Source organism: Streptomyces sp. NPDC048001, assembly GCF_043203115.1.
GTDB lineage: Bacteria > Actinomycetota > Actinomycetes > Streptomycetales > Streptomycetaceae > Streptomyces > Streptomyces sanyensis.
This window is the reverse complement of record NZ_JBIDBN010000010.1, coordinates 244,783-270,229: the sequence shown is the minus strand read 5'-3', so window position 1 is coordinate 270,229 and position 25,447 is coordinate 244,783. Positions and strand designations below refer to the sequence as shown.

General features: G+C 73.1%; 29 protein-coding genes. 12 read left to right on the top strand and 17 right to left on the bottom strand.

Annotation, left to right across the window (positions count from 1 at the left end):
- Position 1: 1 nt before the first annotated feature.
- Positions 2-550 (top strand): hypothetical protein, encoded by a 549-nt coding sequence (locus ACGF15_RS20525; protein WP_392800771.1) that lies wholly within the window; start codon positions 2-4, stop codon positions 548-550.
- 183 nt (positions 551-733) lie between these two features.
- Here the strand turns inward: ACGF15_RS20525 and ACGF15_RS20520 are convergent, their stop codons facing one another.
- Complete coding sequence (locus ACGF15_RS20520) at positions 734-1,375, bottom strand: maleylpyruvate isomerase family mycothiol-dependent enzyme (RefSeq protein WP_392800768.1); 642 nt, start codon at positions 1,373-1,375, stop codon at positions 734-736.
- A 338-nt stretch (positions 1,376-1,713) separates the two neighbouring features.
- On the opposite strand from ACGF15_RS20520, the gene ACGF15_RS20515 reads away from it, so the two are divergent.
- A complete protein-coding gene (locus ACGF15_RS20515; RefSeq protein WP_345613542.1) occupies positions 1,714-1,953 on the top strand; it encodes a hypothetical protein in 240 nt (79 codons plus the stop codon).
- 137 nt (positions 1,954-2,090) lie between these two features.
- Here the strand turns inward: ACGF15_RS20515 and ACGF15_RS20510 are convergent, their stop codons facing one another.
- From ACGF15_RS20510 to ACGF15_RS20485, 6 genes are all read right to left on the bottom strand, one after another.
- A complete protein-coding gene (locus ACGF15_RS20510; RefSeq protein WP_362609354.1) occupies positions 2,091-2,477 on the bottom strand; it encodes a toxin-antitoxin system, toxin component, PIN family protein in 387 nt (128 codons plus the stop codon).
- Positions 2,467-3,123 carry a DUF433 domain-containing protein gene (locus ACGF15_RS20505; RefSeq protein WP_345613538.1) on the bottom strand — a complete coding sequence of 219 codons (657 nt, stop codon included), beginning with the start codon at positions 3,121-3,123 and terminating at the stop codon, positions 2,467-2,469. The genes ACGF15_RS20510 and ACGF15_RS20505 overlap by 11 nt, the downstream gene beginning before the upstream one ends.
- A 92-nt stretch (positions 3,124-3,215) precedes the next feature.
- Positions 3,216-4,106: a hypothetical protein gene (locus ACGF15_RS20500; protein WP_392800764.1), complete on the bottom strand. Its 891-nt coding sequence runs from the start codon at positions 4,104-4,106 to the stop codon at positions 3,216-3,218.
- A gap of 286 nt (positions 4,107-4,392) precedes the next feature.
- Positions 4,393-4,617 carry a DUF397 domain-containing protein gene (locus ACGF15_RS20495; protein WP_392800761.1) on the bottom strand — a complete coding sequence of 75 codons (225 nt, stop codon included), beginning with the start codon at positions 4,615-4,617 and terminating at the stop codon, positions 4,393-4,395.
- Positions 4,614-4,763, bottom strand: coding sequence for a DUF397 domain-containing protein (locus tag ACGF15_RS20490; protein ID WP_392800758.1), 150 nt, complete (start codon positions 4,761-4,763; stop codon positions 4,614-4,616). Before ACGF15_RS20490 ends, ACGF15_RS20495 begins: the two co-directional genes overlap by 4 nt.
- On the bottom strand, positions 4,726-5,637 hold the full coding sequence (locus ACGF15_RS20485; protein ID WP_345613809.1) for a helix-turn-helix transcriptional regulator: 912 nt from the start codon (positions 5,635-5,637) through the stop codon (positions 4,726-4,728). Before ACGF15_RS20485 ends, ACGF15_RS20490 begins: the two co-directional genes overlap by 38 nt.
- A 179-nt stretch (positions 5,638-5,816) precedes the next feature.
- On the opposite strand from ACGF15_RS20485, the gene ACGF15_RS20480 reads away from it, so the two are divergent.
- The 3 genes from ACGF15_RS20480 to ACGF15_RS20470 all read left to right on the top strand — a co-directional run bounded on the left by ACGF15_RS20480 (position 5,817) and on the right by ACGF15_RS20470 (position 8,516).
- Complete coding sequence (locus tag ACGF15_RS20480; RefSeq protein ID WP_392800755.1) at positions 5,817-6,368, top strand: ATP-binding protein; 552 nt, start codon at positions 5,817-5,819, stop codon at positions 6,366-6,368.
- Positions 6,369-6,531: 163 nt separating this feature from the next.
- A complete protein-coding gene (locus ACGF15_RS20475; protein ID WP_392800752.1) occupies positions 6,532-7,128 on the top strand; it encodes a dihydrofolate reductase family protein in 597 nt (198 codons plus the stop codon).
- 176 nt (positions 7,129-7,304) lie between these two features.
- Positions 7,305-8,516: an FG-GAP-like repeat-containing protein gene (locus ACGF15_RS20470; protein WP_362609367.1), complete on the top strand. Its 1,212-nt coding sequence runs from the start codon at positions 7,305-7,307 to the stop codon at positions 8,514-8,516.
- Positions 8,517-8,696: 180 nt separating this feature from the next.
- Here the strand turns inward: ACGF15_RS20470 and ACGF15_RS20465 are convergent, their stop codons facing one another.
- Together ACGF15_RS20465 and ACGF15_RS20460 are read right to left on the bottom strand one after the other, a co-directional pair.
- Positions 8,697-11,234 (bottom strand): cation-translocating P-type ATPase, encoded by a 2,538-nt coding sequence (locus ACGF15_RS20465; protein WP_392800749.1) that lies wholly within the window; start codon positions 11,232-11,234, stop codon positions 8,697-8,699.
- A gap of 142 nt (positions 11,235-11,376) precedes the next feature.
- A complete protein-coding gene (locus ACGF15_RS20460) occupies positions 11,377-11,676 on the bottom strand; it encodes a DUF2530 domain-containing protein (RefSeq protein WP_392800746.1) in 300 nt (99 codons plus the stop codon).
- 284 nt (positions 11,677-11,960) lie between these two features.
- Here ACGF15_RS20460 and ACGF15_RS20455 point away from each other — a divergent pair, with 284 nt between their 5' ends.
- Positions 11,961-13,415 carry an NCS2 family permease gene (locus tag ACGF15_RS20455; protein WP_345613524.1) on the top strand — a complete coding sequence of 485 codons (1,455 nt, stop codon included), beginning with the start codon at positions 11,961-11,963 and terminating at the stop codon, positions 13,413-13,415.
- Here ACGF15_RS20455 and ACGF15_RS20450 read toward each other — a convergent pair.
- A complete protein-coding gene (locus tag ACGF15_RS20450; protein ID WP_362609411.1) occupies positions 13,385-13,729 on the bottom strand; it encodes a hypothetical protein in 345 nt (114 codons plus the stop codon). The two genes, ACGF15_RS20455 and ACGF15_RS20450, sit on opposite strands and share 31 nt — an antisense overlap.
- 132 nt (positions 13,730-13,861) lie before the next feature.
- Here ACGF15_RS20450 and ACGF15_RS20445 point away from each other — a divergent pair, with 132 nt between their 5' ends.
- Positions 13,862-14,305, top strand: a complete 444-nt coding sequence (locus tag ACGF15_RS20445) for a MarR family transcriptional regulator (protein WP_345613522.1) — start codon at positions 13,862-13,864, stop codon at positions 14,303-14,305.
- A 198-nt stretch (positions 14,306-14,503) separates the two neighbouring features.
- On the top strand, positions 14,504-15,847 hold the full coding sequence (locus ACGF15_RS20440; protein WP_345613520.1) for an MFS transporter: 1,344 nt from the start codon (positions 14,504-14,506) through the stop codon (positions 15,845-15,847).
- Between the two features lie 122 nt (positions 15,848-15,969).
- Here ACGF15_RS20440 and ACGF15_RS20435 read toward each other — a convergent pair whose 3' ends face one another.
- Positions 15,970-16,752, bottom strand: coding sequence for a helix-turn-helix domain-containing protein (locus tag ACGF15_RS20435; RefSeq protein ID WP_392800740.1), 783 nt, complete (start codon positions 16,750-16,752; stop codon positions 15,970-15,972).
- A 245-nt stretch (positions 16,753-16,997) separates the two neighbouring features.
- Here ACGF15_RS20435 and ACGF15_RS20430 point away from each other — a divergent pair, with 245 nt between their 5' ends.
- Complete coding sequence (locus ACGF15_RS20430) at positions 16,998-17,666, top strand: DUF4097 family beta strand repeat-containing protein (RefSeq protein WP_392800736.1); 669 nt, start codon at positions 16,998-17,000, stop codon at positions 17,664-17,666.
- 245 nt (positions 17,667-17,911) lie between these two features.
- Complete coding sequence (thpR, locus tag ACGF15_RS20425) at positions 17,912-18,481, top strand: RNA 2',3'-cyclic phosphodiesterase (RefSeq protein WP_392800733.1); 570 nt, start codon at positions 17,912-17,914, stop codon at positions 18,479-18,481.
- A gap of 232 nt (positions 18,482-18,713) precedes the next feature.
- Here thpR and ACGF15_RS20420 read toward each other — a convergent pair whose 3' ends face one another.
- Positions 18,714-18,923: a hypothetical protein gene (locus tag ACGF15_RS20420; protein WP_345613514.1), complete on the bottom strand. Its 210-nt coding sequence runs from the start codon at positions 18,921-18,923 to the stop codon at positions 18,714-18,716.
- Complete coding sequence (locus tag ACGF15_RS20415; RefSeq protein WP_345613512.1) at positions 18,902-19,756, bottom strand: hypothetical protein; 855 nt, start codon at positions 19,754-19,756, stop codon at positions 18,902-18,904. The genes ACGF15_RS20420 and ACGF15_RS20415 overlap by 22 nt, the downstream gene beginning before the upstream one ends.
- Positions 19,757-20,364: 608 nt before the next feature.
- On the opposite strand from ACGF15_RS20415, the gene ACGF15_RS20410 reads away from it, so the two are divergent.
- On the top strand, positions 20,365-21,333 hold the full coding sequence (locus tag ACGF15_RS20410) for a hypothetical protein (protein ID WP_392800728.1): 969 nt from the start codon (positions 20,365-20,367) through the stop codon (positions 21,331-21,333).
- A gap of 93 nt (positions 21,334-21,426) precedes the next feature.
- On the opposite strand, the gene ACGF15_RS20405 is transcribed toward ACGF15_RS20410, so the two are convergent.
- The 3 genes from ACGF15_RS20405 to ACGF15_RS20395 all read right to left on the bottom strand — a co-directional run bounded on the left by ACGF15_RS20405 (position 21,427) and on the right by ACGF15_RS20395 (position 23,793).
- On the bottom strand, positions 21,427-21,747 hold the full coding sequence (locus ACGF15_RS20405; RefSeq protein ID WP_392800725.1) for an alpha-amylase: 321 nt from the start codon (positions 21,745-21,747) through the stop codon (positions 21,427-21,429).
- A gap of 490 nt (positions 21,748-22,237) precedes the next feature.
- Positions 22,238-23,236: an aldo/keto reductase gene (locus ACGF15_RS20400; RefSeq protein WP_345613504.1), complete on the bottom strand. Its 999-nt coding sequence runs from the start codon at positions 23,234-23,236 to the stop codon at positions 22,238-22,240.
- Between the two features lie 122 nt (positions 23,237-23,358).
- Positions 23,359-23,793, bottom strand: a complete 435-nt coding sequence (locus ACGF15_RS20395) for a CBS domain-containing protein (RefSeq protein WP_362609397.1) — start codon at positions 23,791-23,793, stop codon at positions 23,359-23,361.
- Positions 23,794-24,026: 233 nt separating this feature from the next.
- Here ACGF15_RS20395 and ACGF15_RS20390 point away from each other — a divergent pair, with 233 nt between their 5' ends.
- Positions 24,027-24,443, top strand: coding sequence for an acyl-CoA thioesterase (locus ACGF15_RS20390; protein WP_345613500.1), 417 nt, complete (start codon positions 24,027-24,029; stop codon positions 24,441-24,443).
- A gap of 67 nt (positions 24,444-24,510) precedes the next feature.
- Here ACGF15_RS20390 and ACGF15_RS20385 read toward each other — a convergent pair whose 3' ends face one another.
- Positions 24,511-25,206, bottom strand: coding sequence for an SGNH/GDSL hydrolase family protein (locus tag ACGF15_RS20385; RefSeq protein WP_392800894.1), 696 nt, complete (start codon positions 25,204-25,206; stop codon positions 24,511-24,513).
- Positions 25,207-25,447 lie beyond the last annotated feature (241 nt).

The following is a 25,447-nucleotide window of genomic DNA, read 5'->3' as shown; positions in this document are numbered from 1 at the left end:
CGTGAACCGACCGCTGCTGTTCCTCGATGTGGACGGGCCGCTCAACCCGTACGCGGCCAAGCCGCAGAGGCGTCCTGACGGTTACACCACGCTCAGGGTCCCCCGGAACGGCGCCCACGAGGACGACAGGAGCCTCTCGTCCCGACGACCACTACGTGTCTGGCTCAACCCGGAGCACGGACCAATCCTGCTCCGGCTCGGCTTCGAGCTGTGCTGGGCCACCACATGGATGGACGAGGCCAACCGGTGGATTGCACCGGCCCTGGGCCTTCCGGTACTCCCCTTCGTGGACTTCGGCGACGTTCTGTTCCAGGAACGCCCTGATGGAGTCCACTGGAAGACCGGGCCGCTGGTGGACTACGCGGGCGGCCGTCCTTTCGCCTGGGTGGACGACGAGCAGAGCGAGCCGGATCAGACCTACGTGAACGCCCACCACCAAGCCCCCGGGCTCCTCCACCACGTCAACCCGCGGATCGGCCTCCGGGAGGACGACTTCCGTGCACTCGCCGACTTCGCCCGGTCCCCGCACACCTCACGAAGCACCGGCTGAGCGCCTCACCAGTTCCCCAGGCTGTTCCGTACTCGGCGTCAGGATTCCTGCAGGGCAGCCCTTGAGCCTGTGGAGTGAGCCCTTCTCGTTCTGTGTCTGAGAAGGTGTATCGGCGTGACGGGCACCTTGCGGGCTCGGCCTGAGTCAAGGGCCGTTGTAGTGCATCGGGCAAGGCCACGATCGTCAGGTCGGCTGCCTGAGTGCACTGACTCCCCGGCCGTCCAGGTCGTTGAGGGCCACGCTCCGTCCCATAGTCACGAGAAGCAGTGAAAGTGCAGGGCCGGTTACTTCCAGACCACTACCCATCGACACGTCAGCGTCGGTTGCCGCAAGACGGAGAGGGGCCACGAGCTCCTTGGCGCCGCCGAAAGACGCCGGGGTGCGAGCCTGCAAGCGAAGCGCCCTGACGACGGCATCCTGGGGGTACTGGCGGGTGAGTCCCAAGGGGCGGCGGATGTCCTCACCATGGACGACCTCCTCGACGATCCGGCTGTCAAGGGGCGCCGGAGGGGTCGACGTCCGCGAGGCCACCTGCCGAAGTCGCGCCAATGTCTCCAGCGGTGAGGCACCGCGCTCGCGCGCCACACCGTGAGCGTTCAGGCGATGGAAGTCGAACCGTGCCCGGGCAAGGCCGACCACGAAGCCCAGACGCGTCGTGCGAGCTGAGTCGACCAGGTGGGCGACGACGTCATGGACCGTCCACCCCTCGCAAAGTGACTGCTGCTCCCACTGCCTGTCATCGAGACTCTCAAGGTCGTGGATCAGTGCCGCACGCTCCGCATGCACGATCGGCCAGACATCTCTGACGCGCTCAGGTTCTCCCATGGCCGTCTCTTTCCTCGGTGATCGGCTTGTCGCCCTCGTAGGAAGACAGACTCACGATCACCGCAGAACTCATCGCGTAGAGGAGTGTTCCACTTGCGCCACCTTGTCCCGCGTGACCACGAGATTGCGCCACGGCGCCGACACGCAGCTCAGCCGCCCAGAGCCGCACGGGCCGAAACAGGGACCTTGTCGTGGGCCGCAAGCCTGGTGAGCGGGCCGTCGGCATCGGTACAGGCCGCGGTGCGGCAGCAGAGCGGCGTGTGCCGGGCGGCCGGATGGCCCTCGCACGGGTGGGCGAGGGGGCGTGACCCGGGGAGCGGGAGGTCGTTCTCCCGATCATGCGAAAGATCATCTCGACCGTGACCCTCGCCCTGGCCGCCGCGGCCCTCACCACCCCCGCCCACGCCGACGACGACAGCAACTTCGGCGGAGGCGTCAACGGGGCGAACAACTGGGACTTCACCGCCGCCGCCGTCTGCCTCCAGGAGGTCGCCGTCGTCCCCGTCCTGGGCGACTACGTCTCCGACCACGTCAACAACTGCTCCAACGGCAACGTCATCGACCACTCGGGCCGCTAGCGAAACCGCCCCCGGCCACCCCTCCCGCCGCATGGGCCGGTCCCACGCGGCGGGGGCGGGTGTCCGGGGAGGCAGGGACCACGATCCGGGCCGGTCACGGAGAGCAGTGCCCCCGAGGCAAGAGGTTCAGCGCTCCGTCAGGGCCAGGTGCGGTCGATCCGGTCCCGGCGGACGGCGTAGGCGGCAGGCCCGCCCTTCTCCACGGCGCGGTGGATGGCGCTGCGATGGGAGTCGAGGCGCTGCACCATTTCGATGCTGCGCAGTTGCTGGTTGTCGAGGTGGAAGAGCACGCCCGAGCGGTCCCGCACCGGACGGATCTCCAGGTCCCGGGTCTTGATACGGCCGTCCTTCGACAGCGGGACCCACGACCGGTCGAGGCCGTGGGCGATCCACTCCCCGTCCGGCACGTCCTGGGCGTCGGTCGGGAAGACATCGGCGATGCAGTGCACCACCCACCCGCGCATCCGCAGCTCCTCCGCAACGCGCCTGCCGAGGTTGCGGTCGAGGAAGAACTCAGGCGGCAAGGTGGACCACGGCCTCGCAGACGGCTGCCACCTGCTCCGGGGCCATGTCGAACTCGTAGGCGATGTCCTCGATGCTCTCCCCGGCCTCCCAGAGGTCTGTCACGGCCTTCACGGGTACGCGATTGGCCGCGATCACGGGGAGGCCGCGGCCGAAGCGCGGGTCGATGACGACCGGAACGGAATCCGGGTAGGGGCGAAGTCTGAGGCTGGTCGGGAAGTCGTCGCCCGCATCCCACGTCAGGTAGCGCAGGTACTCGGAGACCACTTCCTGGATCGGTGCCTGCCCGTCACGAGCACGGCGGAGATCGCCCAGTCCGTGCTCGACGAAGATGTCGACGCCGTCGGTGGCGATACGTCGCGAGACGAGGCCGTAGGGCGTGTCGAAGGCGCTTCTCACAGCCGCCGCCGCTTCTCTGATCTCACTCATGCGTAGCCCCAGGGCCCGCAGGGACCGCAGAACGTGGGCCTCGGCAACGGCGATGAACGGAACCGAGGGCTGCCCCGAGCGGACGCCCGCCACCTGGTGGACCAAGGGGGACCCCGCCGCGGTCCCCTTCAGCCAGGACGCGAGGGTCGACGCAGGGATCTGCAGGTGTGCCGAGGTTTCCGCCGGGGTGAGAAGCCCTTCGGTGAACCTGTCGACCATGAGTCTCCACCTCCTGCTCCGACTGCGGTTTCCGGACTCCGCATCGTCCCACAACCAGCCTCGGACGAGGTGCGCCCTCGGGGCAGCGCCGCTCAGCACGCCGCCGCCAGTGCCGCGCCCCGTGCCGCCTCAGGGGGAGGGCAGTCGCGGCAGCGGCCGGGCAGGGGGGCGCGGAAGGCGCGTTCGCAGCCGTCGCAGGTCTGCCAGGGCAGGACGGCAGGTCGTGCCGGGGGCGTGGTGAGGGGCTGTTCCGGCAGGGCCGGGGGCAGCTCCCGCAGGCGGTAGGCGAGGATCCGGGCCGGGCGGGCCCGCAGCGGATCGGGCAGCCGGGCGGTCAGGTGCCCGGTGATCTCCTCGGGGCCGAAGCCGAGCGCGAGCCACCGGCCGACCTCCGGTGCCAGCCGGTCGACCTCGTGGCGCGAGAGCACCAGCCGCCGGTCCGACAGGCGCAGCGAGGCGAGCAGCGCGGCGGCCCTCGGATCCGGTGCCGGGGGCGGAGGGGCGGGGCGGCCCGCCTCCGGGCGGGCGGCGGACGGGGACGGGGCGTCCGGCCGCGCGGCGGGCGCCTCCGGCACGGGAGCGGGCGCGCCCACCGGCCACGGAGCCTCGGCCCCCGCTTGGGCCCCCGCCCTGTCGGCCGGCACGTCGTGGAAGAAGGTCCGGGTGCGGATCACGCCGCCCGGCCCGCGCTCGCGGCGGCGCTCCAGGTAGCCGTCCGCCTCCAGCTCGCGCAGGGCGCGCGAGATCAGGATCTCGCCCTCGGTGAAGTGCGCGCAGAGGGCGTCGATGCGGACGGGGGCGCCGTCGGGGAGGGAGAGGATGTACGCCGCGACGCCGACCGTGACGGCGCTTCCCCGGCGCTGGGCAAGCGAGTTGGCGATCACGGCGAAGTCGGCCGTGAGCCGGGTCCGGACGTGGATGACGCCGGAGGTGGGAGTTCCGGTGCGGGCGCGCAGGGGCGCGTTAGACTTCGGTTCAGCCATCGGGAAGCGTCTTCTTCCTGAGAGGTCAGGCCCTCGATCGGGATGCCAGTCCCGGCGGGGGCCGTCCTGTGTCTGGGTCTTTGCCGCGAACGTAGCCGCCCGCTCACCGGCCCCGCAAGCCGTTCACCCGTCCGGGTGAGGCCGGGAGGGGAGGGAGGGCGGGAGGGTTCTTTTCCCCGGTTCTTGAAGGGAGTTCGCGCCCGACCGGTCCCCGGCGGACCGCCCCCCGGCCGCCCCCGGCGACCCCTCGTCCCCCGGCTCCCCGCCCCACCGGACCGCGGTCCGCTCAGCCCCGGTCGACCGCGCCCCGGCCGCTCTTGAGGTGGGTGAGGAAGGTGGTCCAGGGTGCGGTGTGGAAGGTGAGGTTGGGGCGGTCGGGGTTCTTGCTGTCACGGACGGGGACGGTGCCGGGGGTTCCGTGCGCCACCTCGACGCAGTCGCCGCCCTCCTGGTTGCTGTAGCTGCTCCTGTGCCAGACGGCGGCGGTCGGAGCGGGACGTGGTCCCTTCATGCCGGGAGCCGGCCTTCCCCGTCGCGCTCCTCCCGCTTGAGGTGGGTGAGGAAGGTGGTCCAGGGTGCGGTGTGGAAGGTGAGGTTGGGGCGGTCGGGGTTCTTGCTGTCACGGACGGGGATGGTGCCGGGGGTTCCGTGCGCCACCTCGACGCAATTGCCGCCCGCCTGGTTGCTGTAGCTGCTCCTGTGCCAGACGGCGGCGGTCGGAGCGGGACGGGAGTCTCGGGTCACGGTAGTCCTCCATTGCCGATCGGATCAGGCGGAGCGACCTGCGCGCGGGCAGCGCGGCCAGCCGGAGCCGGTCGTAGGTCTCCGCCAACTTCCGCACCTCGTGCGGGTCTTCGAACAGCTGCCCGTGGTGCGCGCCTTCACAGTAGGCGACCTCCGTGCCGTTCGGCAGGCGCAGAACGGTCAGCGACCCGCCCAGCATGTCGTGCTCTCCATGGGCGAAGGGGAGCACCAGGATGCAGGACTGCCGCTCCGCCGCCGTCCTCACGAGCCGGGCGAGCTGCTCCCGCATCGCCTCCTCTCCTCCCACCGGCCGCCGCAGCACGGCCTCGTCGAGAATCGCGAGGAGTTCCGGGCGCCCGGGGCCGTCGAGCCGGTTCTGCCGTGCGAGCCGGGCGGTCAGGCGCTCCTCCAGTTGCGCCTCGTCCCTGAGATCCAGGTCGACCCCCAGCAGCGCCCGCGCGTAGTCCTCGGTCTGGAGCAGGCCCGGCACCACATGGGCGGTGTACTCGCGGATCGCCACCGCCTGCGCCGCGTATGCCATGAAGGTCCGCGACCAGTCGGGGAAGGACTCGCGGTAGACGTGCGGCCACAGGTCGACCAGCAGCCCGTCGGCACCCAGCGCCGCGTCCAGCGCCTTCGCCAGCTCCAGGGTCGGCTTGGCCCCGGAGCAGCGCTCGACCTGGGTGATGCGGGTGCCGACCACATGGGTCATGGCCCCCAGGCGTGCCTGCGTCAGTCCGGCCGACAGGCGTAACCGGCGCACCTGGGCGCCGAAGAGGGCCGCCATCGACTCCTCGGGTTCGACCGCTTTGGCCATGGGATCCCTTCCGTTTCTTACGGCTCACGGTGTAAGGCTCGACCCCCTTCCCGAGCCTAGAGCCGTCCCGCCACGCTGGGGTACGGAATGTCACACCCCGTACACGAATCGGGGTGGGCGCGGATGCGAGCAGGCGGGACGGACCACGGGTGGCGAGGACCAACACCACGGCGGACACGGACGGTACGCCCCGTGCGGCGGACGGGGCGGACGCGGGGGAGGGGCCGGACGCGGTGGCCCGCGTACCGCAGGGGCCGGGGGAGGAGCGGTCCCCGTACGTCTGCTTCCGGGCGCAGTTCGGGGCGACGCCGCGAGGGGCGCGCCTGGCCCGGCGGGTCGCGGTGCGGCACCTGGGCGAGTGGGGGCATCCACCCGCCTCGGAGCTGGCGTGCGCGGCGGCCCTGGTGGTGGCGGAACTCGCGGGGAACGCCGTCCGCCACGGGCGGGTGCGCGGGCGGGACTTCGGGCTGCGGCTGGAACTGAGGGAGGCGGACGGGGGCGGCCGCGGTGTGCTGCGCGTCGAGGTGGCGGACGCCGCCGAGGCCCGGCCGTCGACCTCGGTCCGCGTGCCCTGCGCCGACGAGGAGTCGGGGCGCGGGCTGGTCCTCGTGGACGCCCTGGCGGAGCGCTGGGGGGTGGAGCGCCGGGTGCCGGTGGGCAAGACCGTCTGGGCGGAACTGGAGTACGGGGCAAGGGGGTAGGGGGTGCCGGGGCCGTTCCCTCCGGGCGGCGGGCTCCGGGGCGGAAACCCGGTGGGCGTGCCGGCGATCGGGTGCCATGATCGCCCGGTGGTCCGCGACCCGGCACGCCGCCCTGCGGCCCCGGACCGGGCGCCACGACAGCCGACGACGGAAGGTGCCCGGCATGCGCAGGCTTGTCTACTACATCGCCACCACTCTCGACGGGTTCATCGCGGGCCCGGACGGCGCGGACCCCACCGGCCCGGACGGCTTCTGGCCCGTGCCCGAGGACTACCTGCGCCACCTCGTGGCCGAGTACCCGGAGACGCTGCCGGTCCAGGCGCGGCAGGCGCTGTCCGTCACGGCGGAGGGCACGCACTTCGACACCGTGCTCGAAGGGCGGCGCACCTACGAGATCGGCCTGGCGGCCGGGATCGCCAACGCCTACCCCCATCTGCGTCATCTGGTGTTCTCGCGGACCCTGACCGAGTGCCCCGATCCGGCCGTCGAGCTGGTCGCCGGCGACCCGGTGGAGACCGTGCGCGCACTCAAGCGGCAGGAGGGCAAGGACATCTGGCTTCTCGGCGGCGGTGAACTCGCGGGCTCCCTGTACGCCGAGATCGACACGTTGATCCTCAAGGTCGGCCCGCTGACCATCGGCGACGGGATCCCGCTGTTCTCCCGCAAGGCGGCCTTCGACCCGCGTACCTGGACCCTCGCGGACCACACGGTTCTCGGGAGCGGCGCGGTGTTCCTCACCTACACGCGCGCCGACGGCTGAGCGACCCGGGCCCGGCGGAGGCCCTTCCCCCGTGGGCGGGTCGGCGGGCCCGGTGCGGACGGTGGGGCCGGACCGGACGGCGGGGCCGTCGGTGGCATGATCATGATGGCGAGATATCTTCGTCGTGCGGTGCGTCGAGCCTTCTCCGTGCCGCTTCAGGGAGGGGAAAGACAGCTATGCGTTCGACTCTGCTCCGGCGGGTGGCGGCATTCGCCACCACCCTGGGGCTCACGTCCCTCGCCGTGCTCGGCGCGGGGGCGGCGCCCGCGCAGGCGGCGATCAGCGACTGCCCGTCCGGGTACTTCTGCGCCTGGAAGACCACCGACGGCACCGGCACCATGTTCAAGACCAGGACCGCCCTGGCGACGCTCGGGAGCTGGGACAACACCTTCCAGGCGGTCGTGAACCACACCTCCAAGTTCGCCTGCCTGCACGACGGGGCGAACTTCCAGGGGATCACCGACGTGTGGGACCCGGACCCCAAGGGCACGGAGTGGGGCTTCGCGAGCGGCACGGTCAGCTCGGTGGAACTCGTGCCCACCGCGCGCGAGTGCTCCCTGCCGGCCTACCCGAGCTGGTACGCCTCGCCCGCGGGCAGCAGCACGGACTTCGCGGACATGAACGGCGACCGCCGGTCCGACGTCCTCGTCCGGGACACCGCGGGCCGTCTGTGGTTCCTGCCCGGTGACCAGTCGGGTCGGCTGGTGGGCAGCGGCGGCTGGAACGGGATGAGCGCCCTGACGCGCCACGGTGACTTCAGCCGTGACGGGCGGGAGGACGTCCTCGCGCGGGAGGCGTCGACGGGCAGGCTCTGGATGTACCCGGGTTCGGGCAACGGCGGCTTCACCTCCCGGAAGCTGATCGGGGTCAGCGGCTGGAACAGCATGACCCACATCACCGCCTTCGGAGACCTGACCGGCGACGGGCGCTCCGACCTGATCGCGGTGCAGAAGTCGACGGGCAAGCTGTACCTGTACCCGGGCACCGCGTCCGGTGCTCTGGGGAGCCGGAAGCTGATCGGCGCCGGTGGCTGGAACAGCATGAACACCCTGCTCGCCATGGGCGACACCAACGGCGACGGCCACCCCGACCTCTACGCCCGGGAGGCCGCCACCGGCAGGCTCTGGCTCTACCCCGGCCGTACCGGCGGGGTCAGCGCCCGCAAGCTCATCGGCTCCGGCGGCTGGAACACCATGAAGGACCTGGTCGCCGTCGACGGGAACGCCGACGGCCACCCCGACCTGCTGGCCACCACCAGGTCCAACTGGCTCTCCGAGGAGTGCCGCGGCGTCGGCTGCCAGCTCATCTACGCGGGCCGCGGCACGGGTGGGGTCGCCGCCGGTGTGGTCGTCGACGACGACTGGCACGGCCTGAACGGCGCCTTCTGACGCGCCCGGTTCGTGGGACCGGGTGAAGGGGCCTCCGCCATCGGCGGAGGCCCCTTCCCGTCGGGTCGCCCTCGCGGCCCTCCCGCTCACGCGGCTGACGCGGCTCACGGCTCACGCGCCCCACCCGAGCCCACCCGGGCTCACGCGCCCCACCCCGGGCCCCCCCGGCCCCACCCGGGCTCACGCGGGGAAGCGGCGGCCCACCCAGCGCCAGACGAACTCCAGCAGCAGGCCGGAGGCCGCGGCGATGCCGACGGCGGCCCAGGGCATCACGGTGCCGACCAGCTTCAGCGCGAAGAAGTGCTGCAGCCAGGGGACGACGAGGACCAGCAGGAAGCCCCCGCCCATCGTCGCCACCAGGGCGATCCGCCACCAGGTGTAGGGGCGGGCGATGATCGCCAGCACCCACAGCGAGACCAGGAAGAGGCACAGCGTGGCCGCGCTGGTCTCCGCGTCCAGCGCCGCCGTGCCGCTGTAGTGGGAGCGGGCCAGCAGGTAGGTGGAGAAGGTGGCGGTGGCCGCGATCAGGCCGGAGGGGATCGCGTAGCGCATCACCCGGCGCACGAAGTGGGGCCGGGCGCGTTCCGTGTTGGGCGCGAGGGCCAGGAAGAAGGCCGGTACGCCGATGGTGAGCGTGGACAGCAGCGTCAGGTGCCGCGGCAGGAAGGGGTACTCCACCTGCCAGCAGACGACGAGGATCGCCAGCAGCACCGAGTAGACGGTCTTCGTCAGGAAGAGCGTCGCCACCCGGGTGATGTTGCCGATCACCCGGCGGCCCTCGGCCACCACCGACGGCAGGGTGGCGAAGCTGTTGTTGAGCAGGACGATCTGCGCCACCGCACGGGTCGCCTCGGAGCCCGAGCCCATGGAGACGCCGATGTCCGCGTCCTTGAGCGCCAGCACGTCGTTGACGCCGTCACCGGTCATCGCGACGGTGTGGCCGCGCGACTGGAGCGCGCCGACCATGTCCCGCTTCTGCTGCGGGGTGACCCGTCCGAAGACCGCGCCCTCGTCCAGGCGCTCGCCCATCGCCTCGGGGTCCTTCGGCAGCTTCCGGGCGTCGACCGTGGCCGAGGCCCCGGGCAGGCCCAGCTTGGCGGCGACCGCGCCGACGGCGACCGCGTTGTCGCCCGAGATCACCTTGGCCGAGACGTTCTGGTCCGCGAAGTAGCGCAGGGTGTCCGCGGCGTCGGGCCGCAGCCGCTGCTCCAGCACGATCAGGGCGGCGGGCTTCGCCCCCTGGGCCGGGGACGGCCCGTCGAGGTCGCCGGAGGCCTGCGCCAGCAGCAGGACCCGCAGGCCCTCGCGGTTGAGGGCGTCGACCTCCGCGAGGGCGGGGTCGTGGCCGTCGAGCAGCACGTCGGGGGCCCCGAGCAGCCAGGTCGAGTCCGTCCCGTCGCCCTCGCTGAGGGCGGCTCCGCTGTACTTGCGCGCGGAGGAGAACGGCAGCGACTGGGTGCAGCGCCACTCCTCGTCGTCCGGATACGCCTCGATGATCGCCTGGAGGGAGGCGTTGGGGTGGGGGTCGCTCGCTCCGAGGGCGCCCAGCACCTTCCGGACGTACGCCTCGTCGGCGCCGCCGAGGGGGCGCAGCCCGGTGACGTCCATGCCCCCTTCGGTGAGGGTGCCGGTCTTGTCGAGGCAGACGACGTCGACGCGTGCCAGCCCCTCGATCGCGGGCAGTTCCTGCACCAGACACTGCTTGCGGCCGAGCCGGATCACGCCGATGGCGAAGGCGACGGAGGTGAGCAGCACCAGGCCCTCGGGGATCATCGGCACGATGCCGCCCACGGTCCGGGCGATGGAGTTCCGCAGGTCGTTGTCCTTGACGACCAGCTGGCTGATGATCAGCCCGAGTGCGGTCGGGACCATCATCCAGGTCACGTACTTGAGGATGGTGGAGATGCCGGAGCGCAGTTCGGAGTGGACCAGGGTGAAGCGGGACGCCTCCTCGGCGAGTTGGGCGGCGTAGGCCTCGCGGCCCACCTTGGTCGCGGTGAAGGCGCCGCCGCCCGCGACGACGAAGGACCCGGACATGACGGTGTCCCCGGGGTGCTTGACGACGGGATCGGCCTCGCCGGTCAGCAGCGACTCGTCGACCTCCAGGCTGTCGGCCTCCGCGACCAGGCCGTCGACCACGACCTTGTCGCCCGGGGCCAGTTCGACCAGGTCGCCGAGGACGATCTCGGAGGTGGACACGGAGGCGCCGACGCCGTCGCGCCGGACGCGCGGTTTCGCCTCGCCGATCACCGCGAGGGAGTCGAGGGTGCGCTTGGCGCGCAGCTCCTGGACGATGCCGATGCCGGTGTTGGCGACGATCACGAAGCCGAAGAGGCTGTCCTGGATCGGCGCGACGAAGAGCATGATCCCCCACAGCACGCCGATGATGGCGTTGAAGCGGGTGAAGACGTTGCCGCGGACGATGTCCGCGGTGGACCGGGAGCTGCGCAGGGGGACGTCGTTGACCTCGCCCCGGGCGACGCGCTCGGCCACCTCGGCGGCCGTGAGCCCGCGCGCGGGCGGCTCCGCCGCGGCGGCGGGGGCCGCGCCCGCCTGGGGTGGTGTCGCGGCCGGTGCCGCGCCCGCTCCGGGGGCGGGAGGGGGCTGCGGGGGGTGTACGGGGTCGAGTTCGGCGCCTGCGCCGACGGCGGAGCTGCCGCCGGGGATGTGGCCGTTCGGCTCGGGGCCGTCGGAGTCGATGTCCGCCCGCTGGGTCATGTTCCGACGGTACGGGGCGGGCAGCCGCCTCACCCCCCGAGGGTGCCGAAGATCCGACCGGGGGCGTAGGCGAATCGTCCGCGGGGACCACGGGCGGGTGCCGGGTCCCGGGGCGCGGCGCGGGGCGGCGGTCCCGGAGGGGTCAGGAGGCGGGGGAGGAGGGGTCCGGCTCCCGGGCCGGAGGGCCAGCGTCCTCGGCCGCCCGCGCGCGCCTGATGGCGGCGTCCCGTCCGCGGACGTACCAGATGCCGATGAGGCCGAGGCCGCCGCCGGCCAGGCAGGTCCACACCCACCAGGTCAGGTCGCGGTCGTCGAACCAGCCGTAGAACGGGACCTGTACGAGGAACAGCGCGAACCACAGGACCGTGCCGCCCGTGATGGTGGCGACGATCGGACCCTCAAGGGGTTCGGGTGCCTCGTGCCTCGGGGTCCACTTCGCCATGGGGCCAGTGTAGGTCGGCCGGGGGCCGGGGCCGACGGGGGTCCGGGCGGGTCCGGGGGCCGGGGCTGACAGGTGTCCGGGGCCGGGCCCGGGGCCGGGCGAAGGGCGCGGGCCCCCGGCGTCGGGACCCCGTGCGCCCCAAGGCTCTACGCGCGGAGATAGCGATCTTCCCCTCATATATTCATACTGAAACCGATTACGGCTGACTGGTTCCCGTCGGAGGAAGCTCCAGACCCAGCCGGTTTTTTGTGCCTCCCCGTCCCCTCGCCCGACTGAGGTTCCGCATGCCCTCCTCGGCCACCGCCACGGTCGACACCCCCGACCTGCCGCCGCCGGTCCCCCGGCCCGCGAACGGGCTGGACCGCTACTTCGCGATCTCGGAGCGCGGCTCCACGGTCGCCCGGGAGGTCCGCGGAGGGTTCGCCACCTTCTTCGCGATGGCCTACATCCTGGTGCTCAACCCGATCATCCTCGGCAGCGCCGAGGACATGTACGGGCACCAGCTCGACGGCGGCCAGCTGGTCACCGCCACGGTGGTCACCGCCGCCTTCTCCACGCTCCTGATGGGTGTGATCGGCAACGTCCCGATCGCCCTCGCCGCGGGCCTCGGGGTGAACACCGTCGTCGCGCTCCAGCTCGCCCCCCGGATGTCCTGGGCCGACGCCATGGGCATGGTGGTCCTGGCGGGCTTCGTGGTCATCCTGCTGGTGGCCACCGGGCTGCGCGAGCGCGTGATGAACGCCGTCCCGCTCGGGCTGCGCAAGGGCATCGCGATCGGCATCGGCCTGTTCATCATGCTGATCGGCCTGGTCGACTCGGGCTTCGTCTCGCGCGTCCCGGACGCCGCCGGGACCACCGTGCCCCTCGGGCTGGGCACCGGCGGGCACCTCACCGGCTGGCCGGTCCTGGTGTTCGTGCTCGGCACCCTGCTGACGCTGGCGCTGCTCGTGCGCAAGGTCCCCGGGGCGATCCTGATCTCCATCGTGGTGATGACGGCCCTCGCGATGGCCGTCCACGCGGCCGCCGACGTCCCGAGCTGGGGCCTGACCACGCCCGAGTGGCCCGGCAACCCGGTGGCGGCGCCCGACTTCGGCCTGTTCTGGGAGTTCAGCCTGTTCGGGGGCTTCGAGAAGGTCGGCCTGCTGACCGGCTGCCTCTTCGTCTTCACCGTGCTGCTGTCCTGCTTCTTCGACGCGATGGGCACCATCCTCGGCGTCGGCGACGAGGCCGGGCTGATGGACCGCGACGGCAACCTCCCCGGCATCAACCGGGTCCTGGTCGTGGACGGCATCGCGGTCGCCGCGGGCGGTGCGGGCTCCGCCTCCGCCAACACCTGCTTCGTGGAGTCCACGGCCGGTGTCGGCGAGGGCGCCCGTACGGGCCTCGCGTCCGTGGTGACGGGCCTGCTGTTCTCGGTGGCGCTCTTCCTGACGCCGCTGGCCACCATGGTCCCCTCGCAGGCGGCCACGCCGGCCCTGCTGGCGGTGGGCTTCCTGATCCTGGCCGGCTCCGTGAGGGACATCGACTGGAGCGACTACACCATCGCCGTCCCCGCCTTCCTGGCCATGGTGATGATGCCGTTCACGTACTCGATCACCAACGGCATCGGCATCGGCTTCATCGCCTTCACCGTGCTGCGCCTGGTCGCGGGGCGCGGCCGCGAGGTCCCGGTCGCGATGTACGCGGTGTCGGCGGTGTTCGTCTTCTACTACGCGATGCCGGCGCTCGGCCTGACCTGACCCGGCTCCCCCCACGGCCGGTCGGGGCGGTCCGCCGGACCCGCCCCGACCGCGCCCGTACCCTCCTCGCGGGGGAGGGGAGCGGCGGGCCGGGGCCCCTCGGAGGCGACGGGCCGGGGCCCCTCGGAGGCGGCGGGCCGACCGTAGAACCTCTCCGTCTCGTCCACCGAGGTCTTGAAACGTTCGTCGAAGTCGTCGCGGACGAGCGTGCGCACCACGTAGTCCTGGACGGTCATCTGCCGTCGTGCGGCATGCTGCCGGAGCCGGTCGAGCAGCTCACCGTCTATCCGCAGGCTGAGCACTGTCGATCCCATGCGTGCCAGGGTCACCGGGAAGCGGTCGCCGCTGGGTCGGTTTCCGGCCTGAACTCACTCCTTCGGGTGATGCCTGCCCTCGACGGGTATACCCCTGGTCTTTAGCGTGGGTAATGAGTTACGCTAAAAAACATGCCTGATCTGTCCCACGGCCATGACGAGGACGTCGACGCCGTGAACGCCCTGCGCTCGGCCGTGATGCGGCTGGGCCGACGCCTGAAGCACCAGCGCGTCGACGAGTCGCTCAGCCCGACGGAGATGTCCGTCCTCGGCACCCTCGCGCGCTGCGGCTCCGCGACCCCCGGCGAACTGGCCCGCAAGGAGCACGTCCAGCCGCCGTCGATGACCCGCATCGTCGCCCTGCTGGAGGCCAAGGGGCTGGTCCGGCTGGCGCCGCACCCCGACGACCGACGGCAGAAGGTCGTCAGCCAGACCGAGCAGGCCGAGGCCATGCTCGAGGAGAGCCGCCGCAAGCGGAACGCCTGGCTGACCGCCCTCGCCGAGGGCCTGGACGAGGACGAGTGGGCCAGGCTGCGCGCGGCCGCCCCCGTCCTGGACAAGCTCGCGCGGATGTAGCGCCCGCCGCCCGCGGACCGGCCGGTACGCCGGACGGCTGTAGCGGCCAAGCTCCGCCGCGGCGCCCATCATCCGAAACCGGGCGGCACGCCCGGCACGACCGCACGACCGCACGACCACCACAAGCGAGGCCCGGAGCGAGCGAACAGCGAAGGCGTCCGGAGCGCGCGTACACCGATACAGAGGAGGCGAGCCCCTTTGAGTACGGGACCCGGAGCAGACTCCGCCCCCGCACCGCACACCCACGACACCACCGCACCCCCGCAGAAGCAGACCATGTTCAGCTCGCTGAGGATCCGGAACTACCGGCTCTTCGCGATCGGGCAGGTCGTCTCCAACACCGGCACCTGGATGCAGCGCATCGCCCAGGACTGGCTGGTGCTCACCCTGACCGGATCCGCCTCCGCGGTCGGCATCACCATCGCCCTCCAGTTCCTGCCGATGCTGCTCTTCGGCCTCTACGGCGGCGTCCTCGCGGACCGCCTGCCCAAGCGCAGGCTGCTGCTCGGCACCCAGGGCGCCATGGGCCTGACCGGCCTCGCGCTCGCCCTGCTGACGCTCAGCGGCCAGGTGCAGGTCTGGCACGTCTACCTCACCGCCTTCCTGCTGGGGCTGGTGACCGTGGTCGACAACCCCGCCCGGCAGTCCTTCGTCGCCGAGATGGTCGGCCCCGGGCAGCTGCGCAACGCCGTCTCCCTGAACTCCGCGAACTTCCAGTCCGCCCGGCTGGTCGGACCGGCCGTCGCCGGCGTGATGATCACCGCCGTCGGCAGCGGCTACGCCTTCCTCTTCAACGGGCTGTCCTTCCTGGCGCCGATCGCGGGCCTGCTCATGATGCGCCCCGCCGAACTCCACAAGGTCGAACGAGCCCCCCGCGGCAAGGGGCAGCTGCGCGAGGGCCTGCGCTACGTCGCCGGGCGTCCCGAGCTGGTCTGGCCGATCGTGCTCGTCGGCTTCATCGGGACCTTCGGCTTCAACTTCCCGATCTGGCTGGCCGCCTTCGTCGACGAGGTCTTCCACTCCGGCGCGAGCACCTACGGGCTGCTCAACACGCTGATGGCCGTCGGCTCGCTGATCGGCGCGCTGCTCGCCGCACGGCGCGGCACCTCCCGGTTGCGGATGCTGGTCGGCGCGGCCGTGCTCTTCGGGCTGCTGGAGGTCGTCACGGCCTTCGCGCCCACGTTCTGGATCTTCGCGGCGCTGATGGTCCCGATCGGCATGTTCGGCCTGACCGTGAACGTCACCGCGAACTCCAGCGTCCAGATGGCGACCGACCCGCTGATGCGGGGGCGCGTGATGAGCCTGTTCATGATGGTCTTCACCGGCGGCACGCCCGTCGGCGCCCCGATCGTCGGCTGGGTGACCGACACCTACGGCCCCCGGGTCGGCTTCGCCGCGGGCGGAGCGGTCGCCATGCTGGCCGCGGCGGGCGTCGGTGTGATGCTCGCGCGGGCCGGTGGACTGCGCCTGTCGGTGGGGTGGCACCACGGCCACCCGCGGGTCCGCTTCGTGCCGCGGGAGCGGCTGGCCACGGCGGCGTAGGGCCCCGCCGGGGGGTGCCCGGCCGCGAGCCGGGGGCCCCGGGGGAGGTCAGCGGCCCGGACCGGGGGCGGCGAGCGGCCCGGACCGGCGCCGGGCGGGTCCGCCCGCGCGGGGGACTCCGGCTATCTGCCCTCCGGGCGCTCCGCTGGCTGCGAGGCCGCGGGGCCCTCGGGGGCGGGCGTGCCGTGCGCGGCGGCCGGGAGGCCGCTGTGCAGGATCTCGCGCCCCTGCTCCGCTGCGCGAGCGGTGCTCTCGGCGACGAAGTCCAGGAAGCGGGCGATGTTCCCGAACCGGACGCCGGCCGGGGTGCCGGAGCCGAGGACGCCGACCCCTTCCTCCGCCGTCCGGGCGATCCGGGTGACGGCCCGGGCGCTGGCCATCATCGACTCGTACATGATGTCGTCGTCGATCACATAGCGCTCGCGGCGGCGCTCGTCGCGCTGCCGCCGGACCATTCCCTGGCCCTCCAGGAACGCGATCGCCTTGGACACGGACGCCGGGCTGACGTCGAGGTGCCGGACGAGTTCGGCGGCCGTGAGGCTGCCGCTGTCGGTGAGACTCAGGGCGGCCATGACCCGGGCCATCATCGCGGGCATCCCGGACTGCATCATCGCCGTGGTGAAGCTCTCCTCGTACGCGCGGACCGCCCCGTCGTCGCGCCCGTGGGCGCGCACCGGCACCCTCGGCCCCCGGGGAGCGGTCCGGCGGCGGTGGGCGCGCTGCCCCGTGGCCCGCTGGGCGAGGTCGGCGCGGTACGCGGTGGGGCCGCCGTTGCGCATGACCTCGCGCGTGACGGTCGAGGTCGGTCGCCCGAGGCCCCGGGCGACCTCCGCGTAGGCGAGGCCGTCGGCCAGCCCCGACGCGATCTGCTGACGCTCCTGCTGGGTGAGCCTGCCTCCCGGCACCGCGGCCTCCTCGTGGCCCTCGTCCCCCGGCGGGACCGTGCGGCCCGCCGTCGCCCAGCCTAGCGTTCACCTGCAGTCCATTGCAATGGTCGACCGGAAGGGCGTTGCGTTATCCGGCAGGTCCATTGCAATGATTGGACGGTTTTGACCTGCAAGTTTCCCCTGATGTCGCAATGAAGGTGTTGATGGATTGGTGAATGCAACGTAGCGTTTCTTTCATCGGAAACCTCATGGAGGAGAGCTCGATGCAGACGTTCGACACCCCCGCCCCCATCTCCGCCGTCCTCGACGTCCCCGCCGGGACCATCCGGCTCGTCGCCGAAGACCGCACCGACACCACCGTCGAGGTCCTGCCCGCCGACGCCGCCAGGAGCCGCGACGTCCGTGCCGCCCGGGAGATCCGGGTCGCCTACCGGGACGGCGTCCTGCGCATCGCGGCCCCGGAGGCGCGCAAGCGGCCCCTCGGGCACTCCGGCGCGGTCGAGGTGGCCGTCCGGCTGCCCGCCGGCTCCCATGTGGAGGCCGCCACGGCCGCCGTCGGGCTGCGCGGAGTCGGGCGGCTGGGCACCGTCGCCTTCCACGGTGCGCAGGGGGAGGTGCGGCTCGACGAGGCCGGCGACGCCCGCCTCGCGGTCCAGGACGGCGACATCGTGGTCGGCCGCCTCACCGGATCCGCCGAGATCAGCTCGTCCCGGGGGAACCTGACGGTCGACGAGGCCGAGCGGGGCACGGTGACCCTCCGCACCGCCCAGGGCGACATCAGCGTCGGCGCCGCCCGGGGGACCTCCGCCGCCCTCGACGCAGGAACCTCCTCCGGCCGGATCCGCAACGCCCTCGGGAACGCGGAGGGAGCGCCCGACCTGACGATCCACGCGACCACCCAGCAGGGCGACATCACCGCCCGCAGCCTCTGACCCCGGGGCACCGGCGCCCCTCGCGCCCCTTCCCGCGTGCCCCGCGCGTGCTCCTCAGGCCCCGCACATCCCTCACATCCCGCACGCCCCGCACGTCCCGAGCGACGCCACCCCCACGCCCACCCTCACCCCCACCGCCCGGGCCGCCACCCGGTCCACCCGGGGCGCTCAGTAGCCCCGCCGCGTCCCGGTGGCGGCCCGGTGCGCGCCGGGCCCCGAGGAGGGGGTACCGGCATCATGTGCGCATGAGACTCTTCGCCGCCGTGCTGCCGCCGCCGCGGGCCGCAGAGGAACTCGCCGAGGTGCTCGGCGGCCTGCGGGACCTGCCCGGTGCGACGGGGCTGCGCTGGACCGGGCGCGCCGGATGGCACTTCACCCTCGCCTTCATGGGCGAGGTCGACGACGGCCTCCTGCCCGAACTCCGCGAACGCCTCGGCAGGGCGGCCCACCGCACCCCCGCGTTCCCGCTGCGGCTGCGCGGGGGCGGGCACTTCGGGCGCCGGGCGCTCTGGGTCGGCGCGGACGGGGAGGCCGCGACGATGCGGCTGCTCGCCGAGCGCTCCCTGGCGGCGGCCCGCCGCACCGGGATCACCGTCGACGCCCACCGCCCCTACACGCCCCACCTGACCGTCGCCCGGGCGCGCGAGGACACCGACCTGCGTCCCTACGCGGAGGCCCTCCGCGGCTTCGAGAGCCTGTCCTGGCAGGTCGACCGGCTGTGCCTGGTCCGCAGCAACCTTCCGGTGCGGGGGGTGCGGGGCGAGCAGCCGCGCTACGAGACGGTCGAGTCCTGGCCCCTGCTGGACCCGGGTTAACCTCGAAGCGTGAACCCGAAGACCCGCAACCGGATCATGGCCGCCGCGCTGGTGCTGCTGTTCGCGATCGTCGCCGTGGCCGGCGCCCTGGGCTGAGCCCGGCCGGCCCCGCCGCACCGCCGCCGCCCCGCCGCCCCCGCGGTGCGGCGCACCCCAGTCCCGCGCCCACGCGGTCCCGACGCACGGAGTGCGGGCCGCGCCTGCGCGCCCCGCAGCCCCCGGCCCGTCGGCCTCAGCGCCCCCGCCGCTCCCGCGCCGCCGCGGCCAGCGCCCCGCGGTGGTGCAGCAGCAGCCGCCCCGCGACGAGGGCGGGCAGCAGCATCAGCATCCACAGGGCCGCGGACGCACCCGCCACGATCCACACCAGCAGGGTCGCGGAGAGATAGACACCGCTCAGAATTCCCAGGTCCTTCGCCACGTTCAGCACTTGTACCGCTTCCATCCCGTGATCACGCCCACGTAGCTGACCTTCCATTCCACGCACTGATTCGCCTTGGCCGCATCCTGCATCTGGGACCGCAGCGACGCCATCTGCGCGGTGAGTGCCGCCCCGCAACCGGCAGCGGCGACCGCATTCGGAATCTTGGCGCACGCCATCACCGTTGCCACGGCGGCGAAATGGTAGACCGACGTGCCGGCGAGCTTCTTCACCTCCGCCTTGCCGAACCGCAGATAGATGCTCCAGCCGAGCGAGACCTTCGGGTCGGCGACGACCGGGAACACGGTCCCCGCGTCGGGGGACACGGTCTGGACGAGGCCGTCGCCCTCCAGCCGGTAGGCGGTCCGAACGGCCTTGCCGCGGGCGTCCTTCGCCCAGGGGGCGTCGATCGCACCGAGCACCGCCGTGGCGCCGGGCCCCTCCTCCCGGACGATCAGGTACCCGCCGGTCCCGTCCGGGGCGAGCTGTGAGCCCTCCGGCAGATCAAGGTCGAAGCGGTGGACGCGGGCCGCCGAGCGGTCCTTCAGCGTGACCAGGGCGCGGGCTCCGCCGTCGGTCGTCGGCTGCACGGCCAGATCCACGTCCTCGCCGCCCGCGCCCGGATAGACCACGGTGCCGGAGCCGGTCGCGACCCCTGCCACGCCCTCGGCCTCGGGCAGGCCCAGACGCACACGGCTGCCGTCCGCCGCGCTCAGCTCCACCAGTCCCCCCGCCTCCGCGGGGGCCGTGACGGTGACCTGCCCGGCGGCGGTGCCGGTGACGGCCTTCGCGGCCGCGTCCGGCGCGGGCGCCGTACCGGGCACGAGGTCGGCGACACCGGTCGCGTGCTCCACCACCGCGGCCGCGCGCTCCGCCGGGGCTCCACCGCTCCCGGTGCCGGCGTGGGCCGGGACGGCAGTGGCCAGAACCGCGGCTGCGCTGAGCGCGGATATCCCCGCAAGGACTCCGGAGCCCCCCGATCGCCGCAAGAAAACAGACGACAACTTCATTCCCCTCAAGTGCGATGGCAGGGGTCGGCGTCGCGTTCTGAGTCTGCTCTTCCCGCCCCCTGCGTCAAGGCCGTGGTCAATGGCCTTGAGGCGCCGATGCGGCGCGAGGAAAGAAGTACCACGCAGGGTCACAGGGCTCAAGAAGACCCACTCCCCGTTACCCGGAGTCCTTTCCGGTGAGAATTCCGGCGGATTTCGCGTGCGATCCCTTTGGCCCGGCATTCTTGATTGCCCGTCATGCGCCCGCTCCGGCCGAAGGCGATCGCCCGCGGTGTGATCCGGAACACCGTGCGGTCCCTCCGGCGGTCAAAAGGCGTTCCTGTCGCCGCCGGTCCGCCGGTAGTGTCCCGTCCCGCCCGGACCGTCCCGCCCGGACCGACCTGCCAGGCCGTCCCGCCCCGTGCCCGGAGCGAACGGCCCCGCCCTGCCACCGCCCCCCCAGAACGGAGCGCCCCATGCCCGAAGCAGACGGCACGGACGTCGACGCCGCCGCACTCCTGGCACTCGCACTCCGCCACCTCGACGACCACGACACCCGCCGCCCGTTCACCCGGATACCGACCCTCGACGACTCCACCACGCAGCCCTTCCGCCCCTTCCCCGCCCTGGCCGTGGCCATGGCCGGGTACGTCCTCTCCGCATGGGAGGTCAGGACCTTCCGGATCGAGCGCGCCCGGCCCGGCGAGCGCATACGGTTCTTCACCGCGCAGGGCGGCGATCCCCGGCGGGTGTTCCGCGCGTGCACCCTCTTCGACGCCGAACTGGGCACCCAGCGGGTGGCCGAACTGTGCGGGCACTCCCTCTGCACCAACAAGGCGCCCCTCGGCCCCGGGAGCCGCTGCGCCGACCACCTCGGCGACCCGGTGCCGGACGGCTGCGCCCCGGGGTACTGGCTGCACACGGCGGGCGCGGCGGCGAGGTCGGTCGAGAACGGCCGTGGCGCCCTCACCGAGACGGAGGGCCTGGCCGTGCACGCGGTCCGCAGCGGTCTGCCCGTGGGGGAGGTCTCCGCAGCGACGGGGCTGCGCGAGTGGGCGGTGCGCGTGCTCACCGGGGAGCCCGCCCGAGTGCCGGAGGGCGTCGACGACTCGGACGATCCCACGTGCTGGCCGCTCGTCCTGGCCCCGGTGCGCGACATCACCGCGGCGGACGTCCACCGCGTCCGCGCCCTCGGGGAGGACGGCGGCCCCGCCGAGCCCGCCCCGGAGGCGGTGCTCGCCCGCGCGGACCGCTGGTACTTCTACGAACCGCTGCGCGAGAACGGGCCGTTCCTGGTCCAGGGGGAGGAGGACTGCGCATTCACCCTGGAGTGGTGGCAGGTGCAGGACCACCTCCCGGAGCACCGGCTCGCCCGCCTCGGCGACGAGCGCCGCCGACGGGAACTGTACGAGCCGCCCTGCTCCTGCGACGACTGCTGCTACTGAGGCGCCTGTTCGCGACCGCCGGGGCGCTGCGGCCCCGCCGCCCGTGGGTGCCCCGTGCCCGCCCCGCCCCGGTGGTGCCGGGCTGCTCCGGGCTCAGTCGCCCGCGGGGCAGAGGTCGACCGAGAGCACCCGGTTCCCCTGCGTCCCGTACCCGGGGAAGGTGACGGTGCCGCCCGGGGCGGCCGTACGGCACGGCACCGCCGTGCCGTCGAGATAGGCGACGGTGACCCGCTGGGGGTCGGCGCAGCCGTTGGTGACGAAGGTGTACCGCCAGCCCGAGGAGTGGGTGACGCATCCGGGGGCGGGGTCGGCGGCGGCCGCCGGGGTGCCCGTGAGCGCCGCCGTGCCGGCGAGGAGGGCGGGGAGGGCGAAGCGGGCCGCGGAACGGGCTGCGGAGCGTGCGGAGGGTCTCATCGGGCTTCCTTTGCGTCGGTGGCCGGGCGGCGGGGACGCGGGGGTTCTCCGGCGTCGCTCCGTGACCGGAAGCCTAGGGACGCGCGGTGCCCTGCTGAAAGATTTTGCGGCAACTTGCGCAATGGCAGGGGTGTTTCGGGAGTCCGTGCGGCAGCCGTGCGCCGCGGGCGCGCCGGGGCAGGCCGGAGGCGGGAGAGGGAGGCGCGCAGGCCCGCGCCGGGCGCGGAGGCCGTATACGAAAGGCCACGCCGACCGGCCCGGACGCGTCCTCGCGAAGCTTCCCGATCGGTCCGGAAAGCGCCCCCTGCAAGGGTCTTGCGCCGGGGGCGGGGCCCTTGCGGCCGACCCGGCGACCGGAAGGGCGGCGACCGCCTCGCCCGGGGCCGGGACGGGGGAGGCGGCCGGTGCGGGGGCCACGCCTGCCAGGCGCCGGCTCCGGCGAGGAGCCCGACGTCTACCAGGCGAAGGCCTCCGGCGAGGACCCCCATGCCTACCAGGCGAAGGCCTCCGGCGAGGGGCCCGGGCCGGGGAAGATCTCGTCCAGGGACGCCAGCAGCTCCTCGCCCAGGTCGAGTTCGACCGCGCGCAGGGCCGAGTCCAGCTGCTCCCTGGTCCGCGGGCCGACGATCGGGCCCGTGACGCCCGGACGGGTCAGCAACCACGCGAGAGCCACCTGGCCCGGCTCCAGGCCGTGCTTGCCGAGAAGGTCCTCATAGGCCTCGATCCGTCCGCGCAGGGCGGTGTCGGCCAGTGCCTCCGCCGCCCGCCCGCCACCGGAGCGGGGCCCCGCACCGCCCTCGCGTTCCCTGCGGATCACCCCGCCGAGCAGCCCGCCGTGCAGCGGCGACCAGGGGATCACGCCCAGTCCGTAGTCACGGGCGGCGGGAACCACCTCCATCTCCGCCCGCCGCTCGGCCAGGTTGTACAGGCACTGCTCGCTGACCAGCCCGACCATGCCGCGCCGGGCGGCGGCCTCGTTCGCCTGGGCGATCTTGTAGCCGGGGAAGTTGCTGGAGCCGGCGTAGAGGATCTTGCCCTGGCGGATCAGCACGTCCACCGCCTGCCAGATCTCCTCGAAGGGAGTGTCCCGGTCGATGTGGTGGAACTGGTAGAGGTCGATGTAGTCCGTGTTCAGCCGCCGGAGGCTGGCCTCGACCGCGCGTCGGATGTTGACCGCGGAGAGCTTGTCGTGGTTGGGCCAGGTCCCGCCGGAACGGTCCATCGAGCCGTAGACCTTGGTGGCGAGGACCACCTTGTCCCGTCGCCGCGTGTCGCCCGCGAACCAGGAGCCGATGATCTCCTCCGTGCGGCCCTTGTTCTCGCCCCACCCGTACACGTTGGCGGTGTCCACGAAGTTCACGCCCGCGTCCAGCGCCGCGTCCATGATCGTGTGGCTGTCGGCCTCGTCGGTCTGGGGCCCGAAGTTCATCGTGCCGAGGACGAGGCGGCTGACCCTGAGTCCTGTGCGTCCTAGCTGTGTGTACTCCATGGGCCTCAACCCAACGCCTTCGAGCGCGCTCCGGGCAAGGGCGGCACGGGCTTTCCCGCCGCCCGGAGCAGCGCTCGGGGGCCGGGCCCCGCCCCCCGAGCGGCGGTGCGCCCCGGCGGCCCCTACGCCTGCGCGTAGACGGCCGCGGCGAACTCCGCGATCTGGGCGTCGCTGAGGTTCCTGGCCAGGTTCGCCTCGGTGATCATGCCGACCAGCCGGTGCCCGCTGTTCACGTCGATCACCGGCAGGCGCTTGACGTGGTGCTCCTCCATGATCCGCAGGACCTCGGAGGCACTCGCCCCGGTGTCCGTCCAGTGCAGCTCGCCCGCCAGGGTCCCGGCCTGGACGGTCGCCGGGTCCACTCCCTCGGCGCAGCAGGTGACGACGATGTCCCGGTCGGTCACCATGCCGGTCAGCCGGTTGTTGTCGCCGCAGATGGGCAGCGCGCCCACCCCGAGGTCCCGCATCATCCGGGCGGCCTCGTGCAGTGACTGGTGCGCGCCCACGCAGGTGGCGGCCTGGGTCATGATGTCCTCGGCCCGCAGCTCCTGTGCCATGGTTCGGCCCCTCTCGGGATCGCGGTCGGTTCCGGACGGTGTACCGGGTGCCCCGCCGCGCCGGTTCGAACCCCCCGGCCCGCGGACGGCCGGGAGCCGCGGCCGGGAACACGGAAGGGGGAGCGGCCCGCGGCCGGGAACGCGGAACGGGGAGCGGGCCGCCGCCGGGAACGCGGAACGGGGAGCGGCCCGCCGCCGGGAATGCCGAAGGGGGAGCGCATGGTTGCCCGATCATGACCTTCTTCGTCGATGTGACGGTGCGCGGCTACGAGCTGGACACCCAGGGCCACCTCAACCAGGCCGTCTACCTCCAGTACGCGGAGCACGCCCGCTGGGAGCTGCTGCGGGCCGCCGGACTGCCGCAGGAGAAGCTGCTCGCCAGCGGTGTCGGCCCGGTCGCGCTGGAGGTGACCGTGAAGTACGCCCGCGAGCTGCGCGGCGGCGACCGGGTCCGGGTGACCTGCCGGTTCGTCTATGGCGAGGGCAAGACCTTCCGGGTCGAGCAGCAGGTCCTCACCGAGGACGGCACCGTGGCCGCGGAGATCACCGGTGTGGCGGGGATGCTCGATCTGGCGAGCCGCAGGCTGATCGCCGACCCCGCGGGTCACCTCGCGGGGCTCGCCGACCACCCGGAGCTGCTCTCCGGCTGACCGGTACGGCCCGGGGCGCCTGCTCCGGGCCCCGCCCGGTCCCGCCACCGCGGGGCCGGCCGGTCCCTCAGGCGGCCACGCCGTAGCCGCTGCCCAGCCCCCACGCCTGCCGCATGGCGTCGGCGAAGGCGCCCGCGAGCTTGATCTCGCCGCTGGGGCCCGGGTGGGTGCCGTCGTAGGTGTCGGCACGGAGGTCGTACCCGGGGGGAGGCGAGGCGAGCAGCAGCGGGGAGGCGGGGGAGTCCAGGTCGGCGACGGCCTTGGCGAGCAGGTCGTTGAAGCGCTCGCACTCGGCCGCGAAGGGGGCGTCGGTCTCGGCGCGGACGTTGGGGATCACCGGCAGGAGCACCATGCGCACCGCCGGGTTGGCGGCCCGGGCCCGGGCCACGAACTCCCGTACGTTGCCCTCCGTCTGCCCGGCGTCGGTGTAGAAGCCGAGGTCGATCAGGCCGAGCGAGACCAGCAGCACATCGGGGCGGTGCGCTGTGACCACGTCCTGGATGACGGGTGCCATGTGCAGCCAGCCCTCGCCCCAACCAGCCAGGTGGCGGCGGGCCTCGGCCGGGAACGAGGGGTCGGCGTAGCGGGTGGAGACGGGGGCGTTCTCGGCCGTGTCGAAGAGGGTGTCCCGCGGGCCGACGATCTCGTGCGGCTCGTCGAGCGCGGCCAGGTGCTGCCACATCCGGTAGCGCCAGCTGTAGTCGCCGGCGCACCCGATGGTCATGGAATCGCCGACGAACAGGAAGCGCATGGCCGACATCATCGCCGAACCCGCCGGTAACCCGGCAGTGACCAGCGGTGTGAGGCTGGCCACGACCCCCGGCCTCCCGTCCCCGAGCCGCCGCCCCGACGGGGCCCGGGCGACGGAGCCGCCGCCCCGGCCCCGTCGCCCCCGGCGCCCGGGCGGCACGCGGGGGTTCCCCGCCGCGCCGCGCGCGGGCCCCCGGCGCACCCCTCCGCCCCGGCCGGGGGCGCCGCGCTCCCCCACCGAGGTGGCAGTCTTG